This is a genomic window from Streptacidiphilus fuscans (genome assembly GCF_015690355.1).
Taxonomy (GTDB): domain Bacteria; phylum Actinomycetota; class Actinomycetes; order Streptomycetales; family Streptomycetaceae; genus Streptacidiphilus; species Streptacidiphilus fuscans.
On record NZ_JADPRT010000005.1, the window covers coordinates 351,331 to 370,660 of the forward strand.

19 protein-coding genes are annotated in these 19,330 nt (G+C 73.1%); 8 read left to right on the forward strand and 11 right to left on the reverse strand.

Going from position 1 to position 19,330, the window contains the following annotated elements:
- Nucleotides 1-74: 74 nt before the first annotated feature.
- On the forward strand, nucleotides 75-1,358 hold the full coding sequence (locus I2501_RS14845; RefSeq protein ID WP_196194454.1) for a M48 family metallopeptidase: 1,284 nt from the start codon (nucleotides 75-77) through the stop codon (nucleotides 1,356-1,358).
- A gap of 42 nt (nucleotides 1,359-1,400) precedes the next feature.
- On the opposite strand, the gene I2501_RS14850 is transcribed toward I2501_RS14845, so the two are convergent.
- The 5 genes from I2501_RS14850 to I2501_RS14870 form a co-directional block, all read right to left on the reverse strand.
- Nucleotides 1,401-2,669, reverse strand: coding sequence for a nitric oxide synthase oxygenase (locus I2501_RS14850; protein WP_328806372.1), 1,269 nt, complete (start codon nucleotides 2,667-2,669; stop codon nucleotides 1,401-1,403).
- Nucleotides 2,666-3,904 (reverse strand): globin domain-containing protein, encoded by a 1,239-nt coding sequence (locus tag I2501_RS14855; protein ID WP_328806373.1) that lies wholly within the window; start codon nucleotides 3,902-3,904, stop codon nucleotides 2,666-2,668. Before I2501_RS14855 ends, I2501_RS14850 begins: the two co-directional genes overlap by 4 nt.
- Nucleotides 3,905-4,381: 477 nt before the next feature.
- Nucleotides 4,382-5,449, reverse strand: a complete 1,068-nt coding sequence (locus tag I2501_RS14860) for an NAD(P)H-dependent flavin oxidoreductase (protein ID WP_196194455.1) — start codon at nucleotides 5,447-5,449, stop codon at nucleotides 4,382-4,384.
- A gap of 79 nt (nucleotides 5,450-5,528) precedes the next feature.
- The gene (locus tag I2501_RS14865; RefSeq protein ID WP_196194456.1) at nucleotides 5,529-6,578 is read right to left on the reverse strand and encodes an alcohol dehydrogenase catalytic domain-containing protein; all 1,050 of its coding nucleotides are present in this window, start codon (nucleotides 6,576-6,578) and stop codon (nucleotides 5,529-5,531) included.
- Nucleotides 6,579-6,643: 65 nt separating this feature from the next.
- Entirely contained in the window at nucleotides 6,644-7,213 is a 570-nt protein-coding gene (locus I2501_RS14870) for a redoxin domain-containing protein (protein WP_196194457.1), read from the reverse strand.
- A gap of 132 nt (nucleotides 7,214-7,345) precedes the next feature.
- Between I2501_RS14870 and I2501_RS14875 the strand changes: the two genes are divergently transcribed.
- Complete coding sequence (locus I2501_RS14875) at nucleotides 7,346-8,293, forward strand: aminoglycoside phosphotransferase family protein (protein WP_236046342.1); 948 nt, start codon at nucleotides 7,346-7,348, stop codon at nucleotides 8,291-8,293.
- Here I2501_RS14875 and I2501_RS14880 read toward each other — a convergent pair.
- Nucleotides 8,268-10,538, reverse strand: a complete 2,271-nt coding sequence (locus tag I2501_RS14880; RefSeq protein ID WP_196194458.1) for a DUF4185 domain-containing protein — start codon at nucleotides 10,536-10,538, stop codon at nucleotides 8,268-8,270. The two genes, I2501_RS14875 and I2501_RS14880, sit on opposite strands and share 26 nt — an antisense overlap.
- 252 nt (nucleotides 10,539-10,790) lie before the next feature.
- Between I2501_RS14880 and I2501_RS14885 the strand changes: the two genes are divergently transcribed.
- From I2501_RS14885 to I2501_RS38805, 4 genes are read left to right on the forward strand one after another with little or no spacing between them, the layout of a single operon-like run.
- Nucleotides 10,791-11,156, forward strand: coding sequence for an antibiotic biosynthesis monooxygenase family protein (locus I2501_RS14885; protein ID WP_196194459.1), 366 nt, complete (start codon nucleotides 10,791-10,793; stop codon nucleotides 11,154-11,156).
- A 37-nt stretch (nucleotides 11,157-11,193) separates the two neighbouring features.
- Complete coding sequence (locus tag I2501_RS14890) at nucleotides 11,194-12,009, forward strand: alpha/beta fold hydrolase (RefSeq protein WP_196194460.1); 816 nt, start codon at nucleotides 11,194-11,196, stop codon at nucleotides 12,007-12,009.
- 39 nt (nucleotides 12,010-12,048) lie between these two features.
- Nucleotides 12,049-12,987, forward strand: coding sequence for a hypothetical protein (locus I2501_RS14895; RefSeq protein WP_196194461.1), 939 nt, complete (start codon nucleotides 12,049-12,051; stop codon nucleotides 12,985-12,987).
- Nucleotides 12,984-13,808, forward strand: a complete 825-nt coding sequence (locus tag I2501_RS38805) for a hypothetical protein (RefSeq protein WP_215909627.1) — start codon at nucleotides 12,984-12,986, stop codon at nucleotides 13,806-13,808. Before I2501_RS14895 ends, I2501_RS38805 begins: the two co-directional genes overlap by 4 nt.
- Nucleotides 13,809-13,842: 34 nt before the next feature.
- Here the strand turns inward: I2501_RS38805 and I2501_RS14905 are convergent, their stop codons facing one another.
- The 5 genes from I2501_RS14905 to I2501_RS14925 form a co-directional block, all read right to left on the reverse strand.
- Entirely contained in the window at nucleotides 13,843-14,271 is a 429-nt protein-coding gene (locus I2501_RS14905; protein ID WP_196194462.1) for a TlpA family protein disulfide reductase, read from the reverse strand.
- Nucleotides 14,268-14,723: a DUF4395 domain-containing protein gene (locus I2501_RS14910; protein ID WP_196194463.1), complete on the reverse strand. Its 456-nt coding sequence runs from the start codon at nucleotides 14,721-14,723 to the stop codon at nucleotides 14,268-14,270. Before I2501_RS14910 ends, I2501_RS14905 begins: the two co-directional genes overlap by 4 nt.
- A 192-nt stretch (nucleotides 14,724-14,915) precedes the next feature.
- The gene (locus tag I2501_RS14915; RefSeq protein WP_196194464.1) at nucleotides 14,916-15,329 is read right to left on the reverse strand and encodes an ACT domain-containing protein; all 414 of its coding nucleotides are present in this window, start codon (nucleotides 15,327-15,329) and stop codon (nucleotides 14,916-14,918) included.
- Between the two features lie 84 nt (nucleotides 15,330-15,413).
- Entirely contained in the window at nucleotides 15,414-16,484 is a 1,071-nt protein-coding gene (locus I2501_RS14920) for a sigma 54 modulation/S30EA ribosomal C-terminal domain-containing protein (RefSeq protein ID WP_196194465.1), read from the reverse strand.
- A gap of 134 nt (nucleotides 16,485-16,618) precedes the next feature.
- Nucleotides 16,619-16,933, reverse strand: a complete 315-nt coding sequence (locus tag I2501_RS14925; protein WP_196194466.1) for a hypothetical protein — start codon at nucleotides 16,931-16,933, stop codon at nucleotides 16,619-16,621.
- Nucleotides 16,934-17,078: 145 nt separating this feature from the next.
- Between I2501_RS14925 and I2501_RS14930 the strand changes: the two genes are divergently transcribed.
- Both I2501_RS14930 and I2501_RS14935 read left to right on the forward strand, forming a co-directional pair.
- The gene (locus I2501_RS14930) at nucleotides 17,079-17,846 is read left to right on the forward strand and encodes a response regulator transcription factor (RefSeq protein WP_196194467.1); all 768 of its coding nucleotides are present in this window, start codon (nucleotides 17,079-17,081) and stop codon (nucleotides 17,844-17,846) included.
- Nucleotides 17,843-19,318: a HAMP domain-containing sensor histidine kinase gene (locus I2501_RS14935; protein ID WP_196194468.1), complete on the forward strand. Its 1,476-nt coding sequence runs from the start codon at nucleotides 17,843-17,845 to the stop codon at nucleotides 19,316-19,318. The genes I2501_RS14930 and I2501_RS14935 overlap by 4 nt, the downstream gene beginning before the upstream one ends.
- Nucleotides 19,319-19,330: the final 12 nt, after the last annotated feature.

Below are 19,330 nucleotides of genomic sequence, written 5' to 3' on the forward strand. Positions count from 1 at the left end.
GGGATCGGGCCCGTTTCGCACACCGTTCGGGCACCGGATTTCCGCACGTCGGCGCGACACTCCACACTGGAGCCATGCCTGGTTCCGAGCCCGATCCCACGCCTGGTTCCGTGCCTGATCCCGTGCCCGATCCGGTACCTGCTGCCCGCGTGCTCGGCCCGGAGGGCGACTTCACCCCCGAGCAGATCGACCGCTCCCGCGCGCGCAAGCGCGAGGTGATGCCGCTGCGCTACGCCTCGGCGGCGCTCGGCCTGGCGGTGCCGTGCGTGCTGGGCTTCAGCCCGCTCGGCGCGGGGCTGGTCCACGCCGCCGGACGGCTCGCGGGCGGCGGCTGGATCGCCACCGCCGCGCTCGGCGCGGTCGCCCTGCACCTGGTCTCGTGGCTGCTCGCGCTGCCGGTCTCCGTCCGGACGGAGCGGGTCAACCGGCGCTGGTCGCTGTCCACGCGCTCCTGGCGGCTCTTCGCCGCCGACGCGGCCAAGTCCTTCGCGATCGGCGCGGTCCTCTTCGCCGGGCTCGCGCTCGCCCTCTACGCGGCGATGCGTGCGCTGCCCGCGAGTTGGTGGATCCTGGCGGCGGTCGGCGCGGCGGCGCTGGTCTTCCTCTTCTCGTTCCTGCTGCCGGTGCTGGTCGAGCCGCTCTTCAACCGGTTCACGCCGATGCCCGACGGCGAGCTGCGCCACCGTCTGACGACGCTGGTGGCGGCGTCCGGGGTGCCGGTGCGGGACATCCTGGTCAGCGACGCGTCCCGCCGGACGACCGCGACCAACGCCTACGTCTCCGGCATCGGGCGCACCCGGCGCGTGGTGGTCTGGGACACCACCGTCGAGCAGGCGCCGCCGGAGGAGGTCGAGGCGGTGACCGCGCACGAACTCGGCCACGCCGCCCGCCGCGACGTGCTGGTCGGGACGCTGCTCGGCGCGGTCCACGCCGCCGCCACCGTCGCCGTCGTCGCGGGCGCGCTGCACTGGCACACGCTGCTGGGCGCGGCCGGCGTCGACCGGGCCGACGATCCCCGCTCACTGGCCCTGGTGCTCGCGGTGGCCACGGTCTTCGGCACTCTGGTGGGGCCGCTCCACCTGGCCTTCAGCCGCCGTGTGGAGACGCGCGCGGACGCCTTCGCGCTGGACCTGACGCACGAGCCGGGGACGGTCGTCGCCATGCAGCGCAGGCTCGCGGTGCTCAACCTCGCGGATCTGGAGCCCCACCGGCTGGCGGCGCTGCTCTTCGGCAGCCACCCGACCACCGTCGCCCGCATCGCCCACGCCCGCGCCTGGGCCGCCGCCCACGGGATGCCCGAGCCCCCGCCGTTGCTCCCCCCGCCGCCGTTGCAGCCCCCGCCGGACCCGGCGGGCTGACCGTGTCCGCCCGGGGGCAGCCGGGCGGACACGGGGTCTGTGTCACCAGCCCGCCGGCCGGTCGCCCATGCGGAAACCGTCACCGAATCCGTCGCCGCGGGCGTCACCAAAACCGGCACCGTCGCCCACTCCGTCACCGAAGGCGCCGTCACCGAAACCGCCCCGGCCGTGACGACCGCCGCCGCTCGGGGACGGGCGCGGGCCCGTGAACGGGCACGCGTCGGGGCGGGCCGTCGCCCACGGCGTGGGCCGGTGCAGGAAGGCCGGGCGGACGGACGGATCCGGCGGGTCGTAGTAGCGGTGGAAGACCGCCGTCGAACCGCTGGACAGCGGCGGCACAATCCACGTCCAGTCGGCGGGCACCCGCCGTCCGTGGCGCTCCTCGCGCTCGATGTGGGCCAGGAACCGCTCGGACTCGCTGTGGTGGTCGGCCAAGGTCACCCCGGCCTCCTGGAACGAGTGCAGCACCGCCAGGTTCAGCTCCACCAGCGCCCGGTCGCGCCACAGGGTGCGCTCGTTGCGGGTGTCCAGGCCGAACAGCCCGGCCACCGTCGGGAGCAGGTTGTAGCGGTCGGTGTCGGCCAGGTTCCGGGAGCCTATCTCGGTGCCCAGGTACCAGCCGTTGAAGGGCGCGGCCGGGTAGGTGACGCCGCCGATCTCCAACGTCATGTCCGCGACCGCGGGCACCGCGTACCAGCGCAGGCCGAGCTCGGCGAAGCCGAAGTGGGTCGGGTGCGAGAGCGGCACCTCGAGTACCGCGTCCTCGGGGACCTCGTAGAACTCCGGCGGCTGGTCCGGTGCGGCCTGGACCAGCAGCGGCAGCACCTCGAACCGCTCGCCGCCGCCCTTCCAGCCCAACTCCCGTGCCAGTGCCCGGCGTTGCACGCTCTTCGGGTCGTCGGCGTAGCGGACCAGCTGCTCGCCCAGGATGCGGGCGGCCGGACGGCCCGGCAGGTCCGGCGCGAAGACGCTGATGACGGGCCGGACCCGGCCGCCGTTGGTGGCCATGCGCAGGTGCTCGAAGCACTCGCGCGCGATGTCGTCGGGGTGGCTGAGATGGCGCAGGTCACGCACCATCAGGTTGTTCCAGTAGAGCCGCCCGATGCAGCGCGCGGAGTTGCGCCAGGCCACGCGCGCGCCGTAGGCGAGCTCCTCCGGCGTGTGGCTGTAGGTGCCGTAGGCGGCGATCGACGACTCGATCTCGCGCAGCCGGACCCGGGGGTCGACGGCCCCCGGGTACTCGCGGTCGAAGTCGCGCACGAAGGAGGCGGCGGCCGTCAGCACGTCCCCGCCCGCAGCGGTGGTCGTCACGCCGGCGCCCCCGAGTGGATACGGCCAGGAAGCAGCGCGGCCTCCAACGCGGAGACGTCGAACGGGTCGTGGTGGATCCGTTCGCGCCGCACACCCCCACGGGTCAGGCTCTGTGCCGCGACGGTGACCATCTCCGTCGGCCCGGCCAGGTAGACCTCGTGCCGGTGGAACGGGCCGAACTGACGCAGCACGTCGGGCAGCGAACCGTTGAGACCGGCGATCGGCTCGTCCGAGACGGCGGCGCGCACCGACAGCCAGTGGTTGCGCTGCGCCAGCCGCAGCATGTCGTCGAAGCCGTAGAGCTCGTCGGCGGTGCGCGCGCCGATGAACACGTCGACGAAGCGCTGCACCTCGCTCTTGGCGACCTGCTCGACCAAGGCCTTGATCGGGGCCAGCCCGGTGCCCCCGGCGACGCAGAGCACGTCGCGGTCCAGCCCCGGATCCAGCGTCATCTCGCCCTGCGCCGCGCCGAGGCGCAGCACGTGGCCCGGCTGTGCGTGGTGCACCAGCGGCGGGCTGACCTGTCCGCCGTCCACGGCACGCACGTGAAACGTCAACGTGCCGTCCTCGCGCGGGGCGTTGGCGAGCGAGTAGTGCCGCCACATCCGCGGCTGCCACGGCGTCTCCACGCTGGCGAACTGCCCGGCGACGAACGGGTAGGGCGCGCGCGGCAGCAGGGTGATCTCGGCGATCCCCGGCCCGCGCATGCGGTGGGCGATGATCTCGGCCTCCCAGACCGCCGGACCGAGCGCCGCGTCGTCCTCGGCGGCCTGGTTCATCACCTCGGCGACCACGCCGTAGGCGCGCGCCCAGATGTCGCCCAGCTGCGGCGTCCAGCGGTCCCCGGCGAAGCGGGCCAGGGTGTCCAGCAGCGCGTCGCCCACGGCCGGGTAGTGACCGGCCAGCGCGCCGAACTTGCGGTGGTCGCGGCCCAGTCGGCTGCAGAAGCGCACCAGGTTGTCCGGGTCGTCGACCAGGTCCACGATCCGCAGCAGACCGCGGAGCAGTCGGTCGCGCTGGACGTCCATGTTGGCCGGGAAGAGCTGCCGCACCTCGGGGTGCCGCTGGAACAGGATCGCGTAGAAGTACACGGTCAGGTCGGACGCGAGCGGCTTGACCAGCTCCAGGCTGGCGCGCAGCTGCGCGACCTCGCGGTCCGCGAGCGGTGGCGGCGTGGCGGGTTCGTCGAACTCGTACGCGTAGAGCGGGTCCGGCATGAACTGCGGGGGCACCACGGGCTGAAACCGGTCGTCGGGCCGCGTCCCCAGGCCGAGCGGGTTCAACTCCTCCGAATCGGACCAGTCGTCGACAACTCCCGACCTGGCCCTGCGCCGTCCGATTCTCACCGGGATCCCCCGGCGTTCGGAGTGCGGTGCATGCGGTGGGATCCCACACCGTGGGGGTGGAGCAACAAGACGTTCACGCCTGGAGGTCCTTCGGGAACAGACTGAGGGTTTGCCTCATGCGCCGAAGGCCGGTCGACACCTGAGGGGGGGGCTGGGGTGCGGGGGTTCGCTCACCCTAGTTCAGGCGGTGGGCACGTCAACGCGCCGTGGGCACATGTGTTCCCTTCTGCGAAATACCTTCACTCGGGGGTGAACTGGCACCTTTTCCGTGGAGGTTCTGCGAAGCAGGCTCAACCACGCCGTGAATTGCGCCACTTCAGCGGTAATGCGATTTCCGGCGCAACCGGGCAACCAGGGAGGATCCGGTCAGACCTGCTCCGCCAGCCGGGACAGGATGCGCGCGGCGGGCTCGTCCGTCGCGTGGCGGTGTCCGGTGCCCGCCCAGAGGTTGATCCGCTCGCTGTCCCCCGCCGCCGCGGCCGCCCGGCGGAGCGGGCTGGTCAGGTGGTGCAGCGCGGGATAGCCGTCGGGGGCGATCACGGTGAACCGGTCGGTGAACCGGTTGCTCAACGCCCGCGCGGGACGCCCGGTGAACGCCCGGGTCACCAGCGTCTCCTGACGCGCCGGATCGGCCAGCGCCGCCCGGTAGGGCGCGGAGGTCCCCGCCTCGTCCGCCCGCAGCAGCACCGTGCCGACGGCGACCGCCACGGCACCGGTGGCGAGCGCCTCGGCCACCCCCTCCGGCGTCGCCACACCGCCGGCGGCGATCAGCGGCAGCGCGGTCACCGCGCGCACCTGCCCGACCAGCTCCGCCAACGGCGTGGTGGCGGGCAGCAGTTCGGGCGTCAGCGTGCCCGAGTGCCCGCCCGCCGCGGACGCCTGGACGACCAGCAGGTCCACCCCGGCCGCCGCCGCCAGCTCCGCCTCCGGCGCGGAGGTGACGGTCTGTACGACGACGGTGCCCGCCTTCCGCAGCGCGGCGACGACCCCCGTCTCGGGGATCCCGAAGGTGAAGCTCACCACCGGCACCGGTTCGGTGAGCAGCAGGTCGATCTTCTCCGCCCACCAGTCGTCGTCCTCGACGATGCGCGCGGCCAGGGTCTCCGCGTCCCACGCCGCCGGGTCCCACGCCTCCGGGTCCAGTCCGACGGCGCGCGCCTCCGGGGCCAGCGCCTGCGCGTAGCGGCGGAAGGCGGCCGGGTCGACCGGCACCGGGTTGGGCGCGAAGACGTTCACCCCGAACGGCACGCCCTCCGAGCGCACCTTCGCGACCTCGTCGGCGACCGCCTCCGGCGTCTTGTACCCGGCGGCCAGGAACCCCAGCGCACCGGCCCGTGCGGCGGCGACGACCAGCCCCGGCGTGGTCGGCCCGCCCGCCATCGGCGCCGCGAGGATCGGCAGGTCGGCTCCGAGCGCGGCCAGGGACGAGGTCATCAGCGGTCTCCCAATCACAGTGCTGCACGGTTCCGGTCCGGCACGGCTCCGGTTCTCCGCACGGCCGAGCGCCCCCGCCCTACCGCACGCCCAGCACCATCCGGAACCGGGCCGCGCCCGAAAGCATCCTGTCGTAGGCGGCCTGCGCCTCGTCAAGCGGCATCAACTCGACCATCGGCCTGATCCCGTGGAGCGCGCTGAACCGCATGGTGTCCTCGACGTCCTGCGCCGTGCCGGACGGGTGGCCGCGCACGACCTTGCCGTGCAGGACCAGTTGCACCGGCGTGATCCCGAGCGGCTCGTAGTCCACGCCGACGACGATCAGCTCACCGCGCGGGGCGAGCCCGTCCATCGCCGCGGCGATGGCGGCGGAGCTGGTCGCCGTCGCCAGCACCGCCGTCGCCCCGCCCAGCGCCTGCAGCGCCTCCGCGACCGGGGTGTCGCCGGTGCTGTCGACGTAGTGGTGCGCGCCCAACTGCCGGGCGAAGGCCGCCTTGTCCGCGCCGCGCGCGATGGCCACGGTCTCGAAGCCCATCGCCGCCGCGTACTGCACGCCCAGATGGCCCAGGCCGCCCAGGCCCAGCACCGCGACCAGGTCGCCCGGCCGGGCCGGGCTCTCGCGCAGCGCGTTGAAGCTGGTCACCCCGGCGCAGGCCAGCGGCGCGGCCTCGGCGGCGCTCAGCGCGTCCGGGATCCGGGCCAGCGCGTCCACGGGCACCACCACCTCGTCGGCGTATCCGCCGTCGTAGGCCCAACCGGGTACCTGGAGGCGGCTGCAGACGATGAAGTCGCCCCTGCGGCACGCCGTGCAGAAGCCGCAACTGCCGCCGAACCAGCCGACGGCGACCCGGTCGCCGACCCGCCAGACCGTCTCCTGCCCGCCCGGACCCTGCGGCCCCTCGGCGCCCTCGCCGAGCTCCGCGATCCGTCCGGCGATCTCGTGGCCGGGGACGACGGGGAACGACAGCCCGGGAAAGGCCCCGCTGACGAATCCGGCGTCGCTGTGGCAGATCCCGCAGGCCTCGACGGCGACCCGGACCTGCCTCGGCCCCGGACGCGGCACCTCCCGCTCCACGAGCTCCAGCGGACCGCCCGGCTTCACTGCCTGGACGACTCGGTAGGTGGTCATCAGTGCTCCTTCTCGGGGCTCACCGGTCGGGGTGCGCTCACTTGCTCGGTCAGTTGCTCACTTGCTCACTTGCTCGTGTACGGATAGTGCCTGCTGTGGTCGCCCGCCTCCCACGCGGCGCGCAGTTCCGGCAGGTTCGGGTCCCAGTCCGGCCGGATCTCGCGGGTCACCTCGCGCAGGTCGCGACGGAGGTCCTCGATCGACGGGCGTCCCCAGTACCAGTAGCCGTTGTAGACGCTGTGCACGACCAGGCCCGGCTTGAGCACCAGGGTGTGCGGCACCATCGGGTCGTGGTGGCTGTCGGTGTACTCCTGGATGTCCAGGTCCTGCTGCACCTTGCGCCCGGCGTCGGAGAGGAACGTCCACTGCGCGCCGACCGAGGCGCGGAACTCGTTGAGTTCGAAGAGGTTGTCGGTCGCGATGGTGACGACCTTGGTGTAGGCCACGGCGATCTCCGGATAGTGCGCCGCCAACTCCAGGTGCTGCTGGTGGTCCTTGGGGCAGAAATGGCCCCGGGACAGGATCAGGATCATCGGATCGATGCCCTGGATCTCGCTCAGCCTGCGACGGGCCTTGGTGTGGTCGGTCAACTCGTAGTCGGGGAAGACCCCGCCGGGCACGATGTCGGCTCGCATGTCAGGATCCCTCGCGTCGTCGGGACGGGCCACTCGGCAGTCTGCCCAGTGGACGCCTCCCCCGCACGGCGTGCGGCCGCCCGTCCCCCGAAATGAGTTGCCCCGTTCCCGGACGAACGGTCGGATGGCCCCATGACCACCAGCGCCCAGGGCCGGACCAGGATGCACGCGGACGAGACGGAGATCGACCTGCCGCTCGTCCGTCGGCTGGTCGCCGAGCAGTTCCCGCAGTGGGCCGCGCTGCCCGTCGAGCGGGTCGACTCGGCGGGGACGTCCAACGCCATGTTCCGACTGGGCGAGGAGATGGTCGTCCGGCTGCCGCGGATCGCCGGGGCAGCCGCCGACGTCGAGAAGGAGCAGCACTGGCTCCGACGACTGGCCCCGCAGCTGCCCTGCGCGGTCCCGGCGCCGCTCGGCGTCGGGACGCCCGCGCACGGCTATCCGTGGGCCTGGTCCGTCTACGGATGGCTCGACGGGGTGAACCCGACCGTCGGGCAGGACGCCTTGCCGGAGTCCGAGCAGCTCGCCGACGACCTCGCTGCTGACCTCGCCGCCTTCGTCACCGCGCTGCACCGGATCGACCCGGACGGCGGCCCGGCCTCCTACCGCTCCGAGCCCCTCTCCGCCCGTGACCAGGCCACCCGCCGCGCCATCGCCGACCTGCACGAGCTGATCGACGCCGACGCAGCCACCGCCGTCTGGGAGGCCGCGCTCCGCGCGCCCGAGTGGTCGGGCCCGACCGTGTGGATCCACGCGGACCTGCAGCCCGGCAACGTCCTGGTCGCGGACGGACGGCTCAGCGCCGTGATCGACTTCGGCTGCCTGGGTCTGGGCGACCCCGCGGTCGACCTGATCACCGCCTGGTACGTGCTGCCCCGCCACGCGCGCCCGGCCTTCCGCGCGGCCGTGGCGTCCGTCTCCCCTGCCGAGGCGGACGACGCGGCCTGGGCGCGCGGACGCGGCTGGGCCCTGTCGGTCGCGGTCGCGGAGCTGCGCTACTACCAGGCCACCAACCCGGTCATGGCCACGATCGCCCGCCACGTGATCGCCGAGGTCAGTTGTGGGGATGGCCCTTGGTGATCACCGCGTGCATGATGACCGTCTGGTAGGGATCCCAGGTGGACATCACGTAGTCGATGTCGGCGGCGTAGGGGTCGCCCGGGTGGGCCCGGGTGAACCGGCTGAGGACGTAGGGGGCGTAGGGGTCGCCCTCCAGGTTGCTGTCGGCGACGGGGTCGCAGTCGCGCGCCGTTTCGTGCATGAAGTGGCAGAGCCCGTTGTCGACCCCGGGATCGAAGATCGTCGACGGCGCCGACCACGGCCCCGCGATGGAGTCGGCGAACCTCGCCTGGATCTTGCTCTGGCAGTTGTAGAGCATGAGCCAGGACTTCAGCGGGGCGACCCAGGAGATGGACGACTCACCGACGCATCTGTCGGACTGACTGTCCGTGAACATGGAGGTCGCGAGCCGGACATCGCTGACCCACGACCGGGTCCCGTTCGGATTGACGTGCAGGTAGCGCCAGTTGAGGTCGGTGGCGACGGGCCCGGGCGGCGCGTAGGCCATGATCGGGTCGGTGGAGCGGTACAGTCCGACGCCCCAGATGTAGGTGCCGCGTGCGTCGGCGGCCGGCGCTCCCGCGATGTTCTCGGTGTTCAGCGCTCCGGTGTAGGTGAACCGGCGGTTGAGCTGGAAGAGGTTCTTGTACCGGCCGAGCACCGGGTCGTACTGGGTCATCACGGCGTTGCCGTACTGGTTGACGCCCGGTTGGTGCCCGTTCTCGCAGTGGCTCGAATCGGAGGAACCGGTCCCGGCGCAGTGGTTGGTCCAGAAGATCACGTACTGGTGGCCTCCGCTGACGAAGCCACTCGACGGCACGTTGAAGTACCCCTGGTAGATCGGCGGGTTGATGACAATGGCCGGCCGGTAGGTCGGGGTGGGGAAGGTGTTCAGGATCGGGTAGGTCAGATGCAGGCAGGAGGCGTAGCTCGGCGGTGCGGTGTCCCGACTGGTCGCGACCGAGTCGTCGTAGCCCTCCTCCTCGTGGTTCTCGACGGCGGCGGGGCGGGTGTCGCCGAACAGCAGCGTGAGTGTCGTGCCGTCGTCCACCGGGTAGCCGAGATCAGTGCCCTGCGCGTTCGCCCGGATCCCGGTGAGGTTCGTGGTGAGCATCCGCTGCTCGGCGTCGACGTTGCCGGTGAGCTGACACACCTTCTCGCTGCGTCCCCGGTAGGCGATCTGCTGGGAGCCGGGCTGCCAGGGCTTGTTCACGTCCGAGTTGTCGTGCCACCAGTGTTCGAGTCCGTTGCCCGAGAAGCCACCCGCGACCTGGGCGTTGTCCGGGGGCTCGGGCGCTGCCGGTCCCGGCACGACGACCTCGAAGTTGCCCGGCCGGTCACCCGCGCCGAAACCGCTCTCGATCAACGACGGCGACCCGGTCACACCTGAGGCGAACGACCCTCCGAACTGCCACGGCTTGTTCACGTCGGAGTTGTCGTGCCACCAGTGCTCAAGATGGTCACCGACCGCCACCGCGACCTCGAAGTTGCCGGGCCGGTCACCCGCACCGAAACCGCTCTCGATCAACGACGGCGACCCGGTCACTCCCGAGGCGAACGACCCTCCGGACTGCCAGGGCTTGTTGACGTCCGAGTTGTCGTGCCACCAGTGCTCCAGATGGCCGCCCACCGGCACCACCACCTCGAAGTTCTTGTGGTCTCCGCCGAAGCCGCCCTGGATCATGGCGGGTCCGCCCGACACCCCGGCTGCGAACGTCTGTGCCGGGTGCCAGGTGGCGGTGTCCCGCCAGAAGGCCGCCAGGTGGTCGCCCTGCCGTGCGAGGACTTCGAGGTCACCGTGCCCGTTGCTGTGGAAGTCGCTCTGGATGACGGCGGGCCGGTCGTCGGAGATGCCCGAGCCGAAGACTCCGCCCTGCTGCCACTGGCCGCCCGTCGCGGCCCGCCAGTAGTGCACGAGCCGCCCGCTCTCGGGCACCACGACCTCCAGGTTCGGAAAGCCCGCCGTGGTGTAGTCGCTTTCGATCAGGCACCCGGGGCCGGTGGCGCGGTCGGTGATGACCGGACCGCGGGTCCACGCGTAGTTCACGTCGGCGTTGTCGTGCGAGTAGAAGACCAGATCGTTGCCCTGCAACACGACCAGGTCGAAGTCGCCCTGGGTCCCCGGCGTGCGCGGGCGGCCCTGGATCAGGCACGGGTCTCCGGTCACCAGCGGCTCCACCACGGTCTGCGGAGGAGCCGGTGCGTCCGCCGCGGTGGACCGCGCGTACGGCGCCGACCCGGCGACCAGCAGGCACCCCAGGGCCACCGTGAGCCCTCGCCACCACATCCCCACTGCGCCTCCCGTCCGCGCCGGGCCCGTCCGCCCGGCAGTCATCGCTCGCCCGCCGCCCGCCACCCGCCGATCACCCATCCACTGACGGGGCGTCAGGAGTCGCCTCATTCTCGCCGAGGCCCAGGTCGAACCGGCCGCCGCCTCGCCGAGGCACGGTGCGCGGAGATGAACTCCGCGCCCATGCCCGAGTCCTCTCGCGGCTCGCGCGGATGGCAGGATGGCCCCATGAGCATCGTCAAGATCAACGCCCTCACGGTCCCGTCGGAGATGCGGGAGACCCTGGAGAAGCGCTTCGCCGCCCGTGCCGGTGCGGTCGAGAACTCCGACGGCTTCGAGTGGTTCGAGCTGCTCCGCCCGGTCGAGGGCACCGACCAGTACCTCGTCTACACCCGCTGGCGCAGCGAGGAGGACTTCCAGAACTGGATGTCCGGCCCGATGCAGGCCGCCCACGCCGGCCAGGGCCAGGGCGGCGGCCAGGGCGGGCAGGGCGGTGCCCACGGTGGCGGCGACGACAAGCCGAAGCCCGCCGCGACCGGCTCCACCCTCTGGTCCTTCGAGGTCGTCCAGCAGGCCGCCCCGAAGTCCGCCTGAACCGAGCGACAAAGCTGAGCCGAGCGACGACAGCGCCATGCCCCACGCGACCGCCCTCGACGGGACCCGCATCGCCTACCAGGTCCACGGCGAGGGCGCGCCGCTGGTGCTGCTCTCCGGCCAGGCCAACAACCACCACTGGTGGGACGCCGTCCGCGCCGACTTCCACGCCGCCGGCAGCACCGAAGGCCGCCCGGCCCGCAGCACGATCACGCTCGACTGGCGCGGCACCGGCGACAGCGACAAGCCCGACGAGCCCTACACCACCTCCGGCTTCGCCGAGGACGTGGTCGCCGTCCTGGACGCCCTCGGCATCGAGCGCGCCGACGTCTACGGCACCTCGATGGGCGGCCGGGTCGCCCAGTGGCTGGGCGCATGCCATCCGGAGCGGGTCCGCAGGCTGGTCCTCGGCTGCACCACGCCCGGCGACGTCCACGGCGTGGCACGTGACCGGGCGGTCTCGGCGGCGCTCGCGTCCGCCGAGACCGCGATCGCCAAAGCCACGCTGCTCGACCTGATGTACACCCCTGCCTGGCTGGCCGACCACCCCCACGGTCCCTGGAACGTGCTCGGCGACCGCGACATGCCCCCCTACGCCCGACGCCGCCACCTGCTGGCCAGCCGCCGCCACGACGCCTGGGACGTGCTCCCCGAGATCACCGCGCCGACCCTGGTCGTCCACGGCACCGCCGACCGGTTCAACCCCGCTGAGAACGCGCCCCTCCTCGCCGCCCGGATCCCCGGCGCCAGGCTGCACCTGATCCCGGACGCGCGGCACGCCTACTTCGACGAGTTCCGCGAGGTCGCCTCCCCGCTGGTGCTGGACTTCCTCGACGCGCCGTCAGGGGCCTGACCCCGGCCGGACGCTTTGTCCGGTGTTGTACTGGTTCCCATGGCCACCGGAGAGAACCTGGGGAGCAGGGGAAGCAGGGGGAACAAGCGGAGCCGACGGCGCAGCCGGGCCGCCCGGGCGGAGACGGCCCGGCGGACCGCCAACCTGCGCACCCGGATCCGGCTGCTGATCGAGCTGACCGCGCGGGCCGGCGCCTACCGCCGGGGCCTGGTCGCCGCCGCGTCCGGGCTCAGCCCGGAGGAGGCCGAGATCATGGCCGACCTGGAGTCCCACGGCCTCCAGGTCCCGCAGCTGCACGACGTGCTCTGCGGCGGACACGTCCTGGTGGACGACCCCTCCCTCTACGAGGCGTGGCAGTTCCCCTCGGCCAGCCATCCGCGCATCTCCAGCCACCACAAGGACATCGACAAGAAGCTCTACCCGGACATCGGCATGCGCGGCCGGGTGGTCCGCGAGAAGCTGCACGGCCGCACCGCCACCGGCACCTGGATGCAGCTGGAGAAGACCCCGGCCGCGTTCGGCAAGAACAAGCTGCCCAGCCTGGACGACCTGCGGCACCTGATGGACTACGTGGTCTACCGGATCACCCGGAGCAACGTCGGCCCGTGGGGGCTCTCCCGGCTGACCGAGCGCCGTCCGCTGTACCTCACCCCGGCCCTGGCCCAGCCGACCGAGCTGACCCCGCCCGTCGCCGAGGCCCTCGCCGGGGCGCTGCGCCGGATCGAGGAGGAGGACGACACCACCTCCGTCTCGCAGGACCTGGCGACCCGCTTCCCGCCGCCCGAACGCCCCGACCCCTCGGACGAGCTCGGCCGCGCGCTGAGCGGCCGCAGCGGGCGCGGGCTGTTCGGCAACTCCGACGTGTGGATCAGTGAGACGGCGCTGCCGACCACCGCGTCCGTCCTGTCCGCCGCCGCGACGGCGAGCCCGCCACGCGGCACCCGATGGTCGACGGAAACCGAGGAAGGCTCAGCATGACCGAACCGACCCCAACCCCCGAACCCGAGCCACAGCCCGAGCCGCAGCCGACGCCGGAGCCCCAGCCGACGGCGGAGCCGGAGGCCGGCGACACCCAGGTCCCCTCCGGGCTGGTGTCGGCGGTGGTCAACCTGGTGGGCACCGGCGCGGTCGCGCTCGGCGCGTACACGATCGCCGAACTCACCGCCGTCGACGCGGTGGTGGACTTCCTGGAGTCCCGGCCCTCGGACGAGGTGCTCGCGGAGGCGGTCCGCTCGCTGGCCGCCCGCCAGCTGCTGCTGGCCGGGGACGGACCGGGGAAGATCGAGGTGCGCGGCGACCTCGGCATCGCCGTCACCTTCCAGCGCCGCGCCCGGCTGGTGCTGGACGCCCGGGTGGCGGGCACCGAGTCCGGCGAGGCGTGGCGGATGCTGGTGCTGCCGCAGCCCGAGCGGATCTGCATGATCGTGCGCATCGACGCGCTCGGCGTCCATGAACTCTCCCTGCACACGCTGGACGAGACGCTCGGCATGGTCGCCGACTGGCTGCCGCGCGGCTCCTGGGCCGACGCGGACGGCCACGCCGACCCGGACGCGGTCCTGGCCGCGGCCGAGCGCTCCGCGCTGCTGACGGCCGTCCACTACTCGGCGGTGGGCTCCGCCGAGACCGCCGAGTCCAGCACCGACCTGGTCCTCGCCCGTCGCGGCGGTCGCCTGTACGCCTTCACCCGCGACCCGCAGGACGCCACCCGTCTCGTCCCCAGCACGCGGGGACGCGGCCAGGGCCTGCGCGAGATCGTCGCCGCGCTGCTGGACCAGCCCATGACGAAGGTGGCGAAGTAGCGTCCCAGCACAGCGAGTTCAGAGAGAAGTCCCGTCAGGACGCGGCGGCGAGCTCCAGCGCGGCCAGCACCTCGGACCGGCTGGGCGCTCCGGCGGAGCGGCGGGCGACCCGGCCGTGCCGGTCCAGCACCAGCACCGTCGGGGTGCGCATGACGTCGGCCCGGCGGACCAGGTCCAGCCGCTCCTCGGCGTCGATCTCGACCAGCCGGACGCCGGGACGGTCCGCCGCGACCTCGCCGAGCAGCCGCCTGGTGCCCGGGCAGTTGGCGCAGAACTCGGTCGAGAACTGCACCAACGTCGCCTGGTCGCCCAGTGGTTGGCCGAGGTCGGCGCCGGTCAGGCGCAGCGCGGGGCCCGGCTTGGCACCCCGCATCCTGCCGTCACGCGCGGCCCGCACCAGGCCGAAGCCCGTCGCGGCGGCCAGCACCACGACGAGGACGAGCACTCCGGTGAGCTCGCTCATGACAGCCGCGCCCGACTCCGGACAGCCAGCAGGTAGACCTCGCAGCCGAGGCAGTAGCCGAAGACCGCGTTGAGGAAGGCGGCGGCAAGCGCCAGCGCCGTCGCGGCGACGCCCAGCCACAGCGCGCCGGAGAGGTAGCCGACCGTGCCGACCAGCGCGAAGGCCAGGCCGACGGCCTGGGCGAACCGGGGCGGGCGCTCGTCCTCCAGCTCGGTCGGCGGCCCGAGGCGCGGGCGCACCAGACGCCGGAAGAGGTAGCCGTAGGGCGAGAAGCGCAGTCCGAGGAGCGCGCCGAGCGCGAAGACGACGCCCTGCGCGGCGAGCAGCGCACCGCTGCTGGTCACCAGGGCGACGGCGAGGACCACCGTGGTCAGGGACGCGGCGAAACGCGGGCCGCGTGGATCGATACGTGGCGGATCGATACGGGACGTGCCGGAGCTGCCGAGAGGCATGCGGGACTCCGAGAGGTTCGAGGGTTCCTGGGGTTCCTTGGGGTCGGGATCAGGAACGACGACACGCCGCGGACCACACCCGACCGAAGTCGATGTGGTCCCGGGTCACCAGGAACGTCTCTACAGGCACACCACCATTGGAACAGCCGCCCCCGCCGCAGGTCAACGGAGCGCAGCTCAACGCAGCGCAGGTCAACGCGCGTGCGACGGGCTCCGGCGGCGGGTGAGGTCCTCCAGCAGTGCGACCGCGTGGCTCGCCTGCCCGTAGGGGACGAAGAGGTGGTCGTGGTGGAAGCCCGCGACGACGTTGCAGCTCAGCCCGGCCTCGGCCAGCACGTCCGCGACGGCCGCCGTCATGCCCACCGCCTCCAACGCGGAGTGGACGCGCAGCGTGATCCAGCCCGCGACGTAGTGGTACGCGAGCTGGGCGGCGTCGGCCTCCTCCTGCGCCACGACCACGGTCAGACCCTCCGGCTCCTGCACCGACACCACGGGGCGGACTCCCTCGGGCACCGGTCCGGGCAGCGTGCAGAAGACGTACGCGCCGGGGTTGAGCTCGGGCTTCATGTCGGCCAGCAGCTTGTCCAGCCTGGTCTCACCGGTCATGGCTCAAGGCTAGGTGCGGACGCGCCGGTGCGCCTGCGGGCACCGGCGGCTCGAAGCCGGCCCGCTCACGCGAAGCCGGCCCGCTCAGCTCGAACTCGGCCGCACCCCGCGTACCAGCCCCGCGCCGAGCAGCGCCTCGTGCGCCTGGCGGACGCCGCGGCGCACCCGCTGCGGGTCAGGCGGGCCACCGGGGGTCTCCTCCAGGCCCGCGACGAGTTCGAGCAGCGCGTCGCCGAGCGCCTGCATGCCCGTCTCCAGCCGGGCGACCCGGTCGTCCAGCGTCGCCGGTTCCGCCGCCGTCGGCTCCGGCGCCTCCTCCGCCACCTCGGAGCCGCCCTCGCCGATGCCCGAGCCCGCCGGGCTGATCAGGCCGTAGTGCCCGTCGTAGCGCGCATACAGGACGGCCCCACGCCCGGAGGCCGGGTCGGCGAAGAAGAGGAAGGGGTGGTCCGAGGCGTCCAGGCTCGCCTTGGCCTGCCCCACCGTCAGCACCGGCGCGGGGCTCTTGAGCACCGTGACCTGGACCGTCGGCGGGACCAGGCCCTCCGGGTCGGGGACGAGCTGGGCCAGCCGGAACGGGCCGGGCCCGAAGCGGTAGAGCACGCTGTCCTGGCCGCTGCCGGACTCGGTGAAGAGGTGGAAGTCGAAGTCCATCGTCTCCAGCGTGAACGCCGCCTGGTCGGTGGACTCCCGCACCAGGGCGACGTCCTTGTGGCGGCTGATCACGCGCTGGTCGGCGGGCAGTTGCACGCGGGTCGGGCGGCGCAGCGGCTCGACCCCCTGGCGCCAGTCGGTGATCCCGGAGCGGTCGCTGTCCGGTGCGGTGTGGCCGCTGCGGGCCCACTCCATCCGGGAGAGCTGGATGTCGAGCCGGCTGCGCAGCACGGCGATCGCCTCGGCCATGGTGTCGGCGGCGACCTGCGCGCGGACGATGCCGCCCTCGACGGCCAGCACCGCCTCAGCCATCGCGGGGCGGCCGACGGCCTGCCGGGTCCGGCTCAGCCGGACATCCGCGGCCCGCGCGTGCTCGCCGGTGTCGTCGAGCAGCTGCTGGACGGTCGCGCGGGCCAGTTCGGTCGTGGCCGGGGACAGCTCGCCGCCCAGCACCGTCACCTGCAGATCGGGCGAGAGCCCGGTCGGAACGTCAGTGGTCATGGTCTCTCGCTCCGCTCGTCGCCAGGGCCGTCACCTTCGACGGTAAGACGGGTTGGCCCCCACGTCGCACCGGCAAGTCGCTAAACCGGCCATTTTCCTGCGGCGACCCCCGGGACGGAGCGGTCACCAGGGCCTCAGGACGCCCCGGTGTTGGTCTGCGCCGGACCGCCGTTGCCCTGCGACGGCGCCTGCACGCTGCCTCCGCCCGTGCTGCCGACCCCTCCCACACCGGTGCTGCCGCCCCCGTCGTGCGAGGGGACGAGCTTGCCGAGCGCCGAGAGGTTCGGCAGGTCATGGGCGTAGCCGAGGCCCAGGAGCAGCGCGGCGGCGGTGGATCCGATCGCGGTCCAGCGGGTCACCCCGCTCACGCGGTGCAGCCCGACGGTGCGGCGACGTGCCCGCTCGCTCGCGGACCTCGCGGGTACTGGCCCAGGCACGGCTGCGTTCATCGCGGCCCCCTCACCTCTGCTCTCTTCCCAGTGTGCTTGAGTGACCGTCAAGCTGAGGTTCGAACCGTCTTCAAATCCGGTTAAGAAGCCCCGGCCGCTGCCACCGGGGGCACTCACGCCACTGCGAGCGCTCTACGCTGAAGCAATGGCACAGGTAACCGATCCGGCAGCGACGGCGGCGGCGCCTCTCTCCGTGCTGGTGGTCGAGGACGACCAGGGCATCGCCGACTCACTGGTGCGCGGGCTGAGCAGGGACGGCTACGCGGTCCGGTGTGTCGGCACCGGCAACGACGCGCTCGCAACACGGCCGGTTCCCGACGTCGTGCTGCTCGATCTGGGCCTGCCGGACCTCGACGGCGTCGAGGTGTGCCGACGGATGCGCCGCCAGTCCGACGCCGCGATCATCGTGGTCACCGCGCGCGGTGAGGAGGCGGACCGGGTCGCCGCGCTGGACGAGGGCGCGGACGACTACCTGGTCAAGCCCTTCGGGCTGGCCGAGCTGCTGGCCCGGCTGCGCGCCGTGCTGCGGCGCACCCGCCCCACCGGCGCGGAGCTGATCGTCCACGGCCCGCTGACCGTGGACCCGCGCACCCGCCGGGTGACCGTCGGCGGTGAGGAGATCGCGCTCACCCCGAAGGAGTTCGACATCCTGCACTGCCTGGCCGTCGACCCGGGCCGGGTGGTCACCCGTCAGGAGATCCTGGAGCGCGCCTGGGACGCCCACTGGTACGGGCCGACCAAGGTGCTGGACGTCCACATCGCCGCGCTGCGCCGCAAGCTGGGCGCGCCGGGCCTGGTCGAGACGGTCTACGGACGCGGCTTCCGGCTGGGCACCGACCTCTCCGCCGACTCCTCCCCCGGCATCTCCCCCCAGACCGACGCCGACGCCGACGCCGGCAGCGCGACGCCGTGACCCGGCGGATCGCGCTCAGCGTGCTGGCCCTGGTGGTCGCGCTGCTGGTGCTCGCGGTCGTCCCGCTGGGCATCTCGATGACGCAGCGGGAGAACGACTCGTTCCGCGAGGAGACCGCCGCCAAGGCGCGGACCATCGCCTCCGCCGCCGAGGAGCACCTGTCCGACAACCGCCCGGACACCGACGCCCGCGAGCAGATCGAGGCCGCCACCGACGCGGGCGACTGCGCCCAGGTCTACGACGCGCACGGCGCGCTCTTCCTGACCACCCCGTGCAAGGCCGGGCCGGTGCCCGCCGGCGCGGTCGACGCGGTGCTGCGCACCGGGCAGCCGCAGACCGCCCAGGACGACAGCCGGATGGCGATGGTCGTCCCGGTCGGCGACTCGGTGCCCGCCTCGGGCGTGCTGGTCTTCTCCCGGTCGACCGACGACCTCAACGACCAACTGCTCGCCATCTGGGGCTGGCTGGGCCTGTGCGGGCTCGGGGCGCTGGCCGCGTCGATGCTGGTGGCCACCCGGCTGGCCCGCTGGGTCGGCCGCCCGCTGGTCTCGCTGGACGACGCGGCGGCCCGGCTCGGCGAGGGCGACCTCGCCGCCCGCGCCGAGGTGACCCAGGGCCCGCCGGAGGTCCGGCGGCTCGCGGCGACCTTCAACTCCATGGCCGCCCGCACCGAGAACCTGATCCACGGCCACCGCGCCGTGATCGCGGACGTCTCCCACCAACTGCGCACCCCGCTCACGGCGCTGCGGCTCCGGCTGGACCTGCTGGCCGCCGACGCCGCCGCCAACCCCGAGGGCGAGGACGACACCGCGCAGGAGCTGGCCGGGGCGCAGGAGGAGATCGCCCGGCTTTCCCGGATGGTCGACGGCCTGCTCGCGGTCGCGCGCGCCGAGAACGCGGTGCCGCACCAGACGTCGATCCGGGTCGACCGGGTGGTCGCCGACCGGATCGCCGCCTGGCAGCCGGTCGCCGACGAGCGCGAGACCCGGCTCCTGCCGCGCGGTGGCGAGGGCGTCACTGTCTCGCTCGGCGCGGGCGACCTGGAGCAGATCCTCGACAACCTGATCGCCAACGCCCTGGACGCGGTGCCGGCCGGCGGCTCGGTCGAGCTGGTCACCGCACGGGACGTGGAACGCGGCGAGGTCCGTCTCTCCGTGGTCGACCACGGCCCCGGGATGGATGAGGCGGCCCGCGAACGCGCCTTCCGCCGCTTCGACTCGGGCCGGGAGAGCGGAACCGGGCTGGGCCTGGCGATCGTCCACCGTCTGGTGACCGCCAACGGCGGCAGGGCCGAGCTCGCCCGGACGCCCGGCGGCGGGCTGACCGTGCACCTGCTCCTCCCGGCCGTGCCGCCCGAGACGCGTGCCCCGCGCCGCGACCGCCGCCCGCCGCGCAGCGGCCCGTCCCGCAGCAGCCCGTCCCGGAGTGCCCCGCCCCACCAAAAGCCGTCAAATCCGGATCCGAACGGATGATCCCCGTCACAC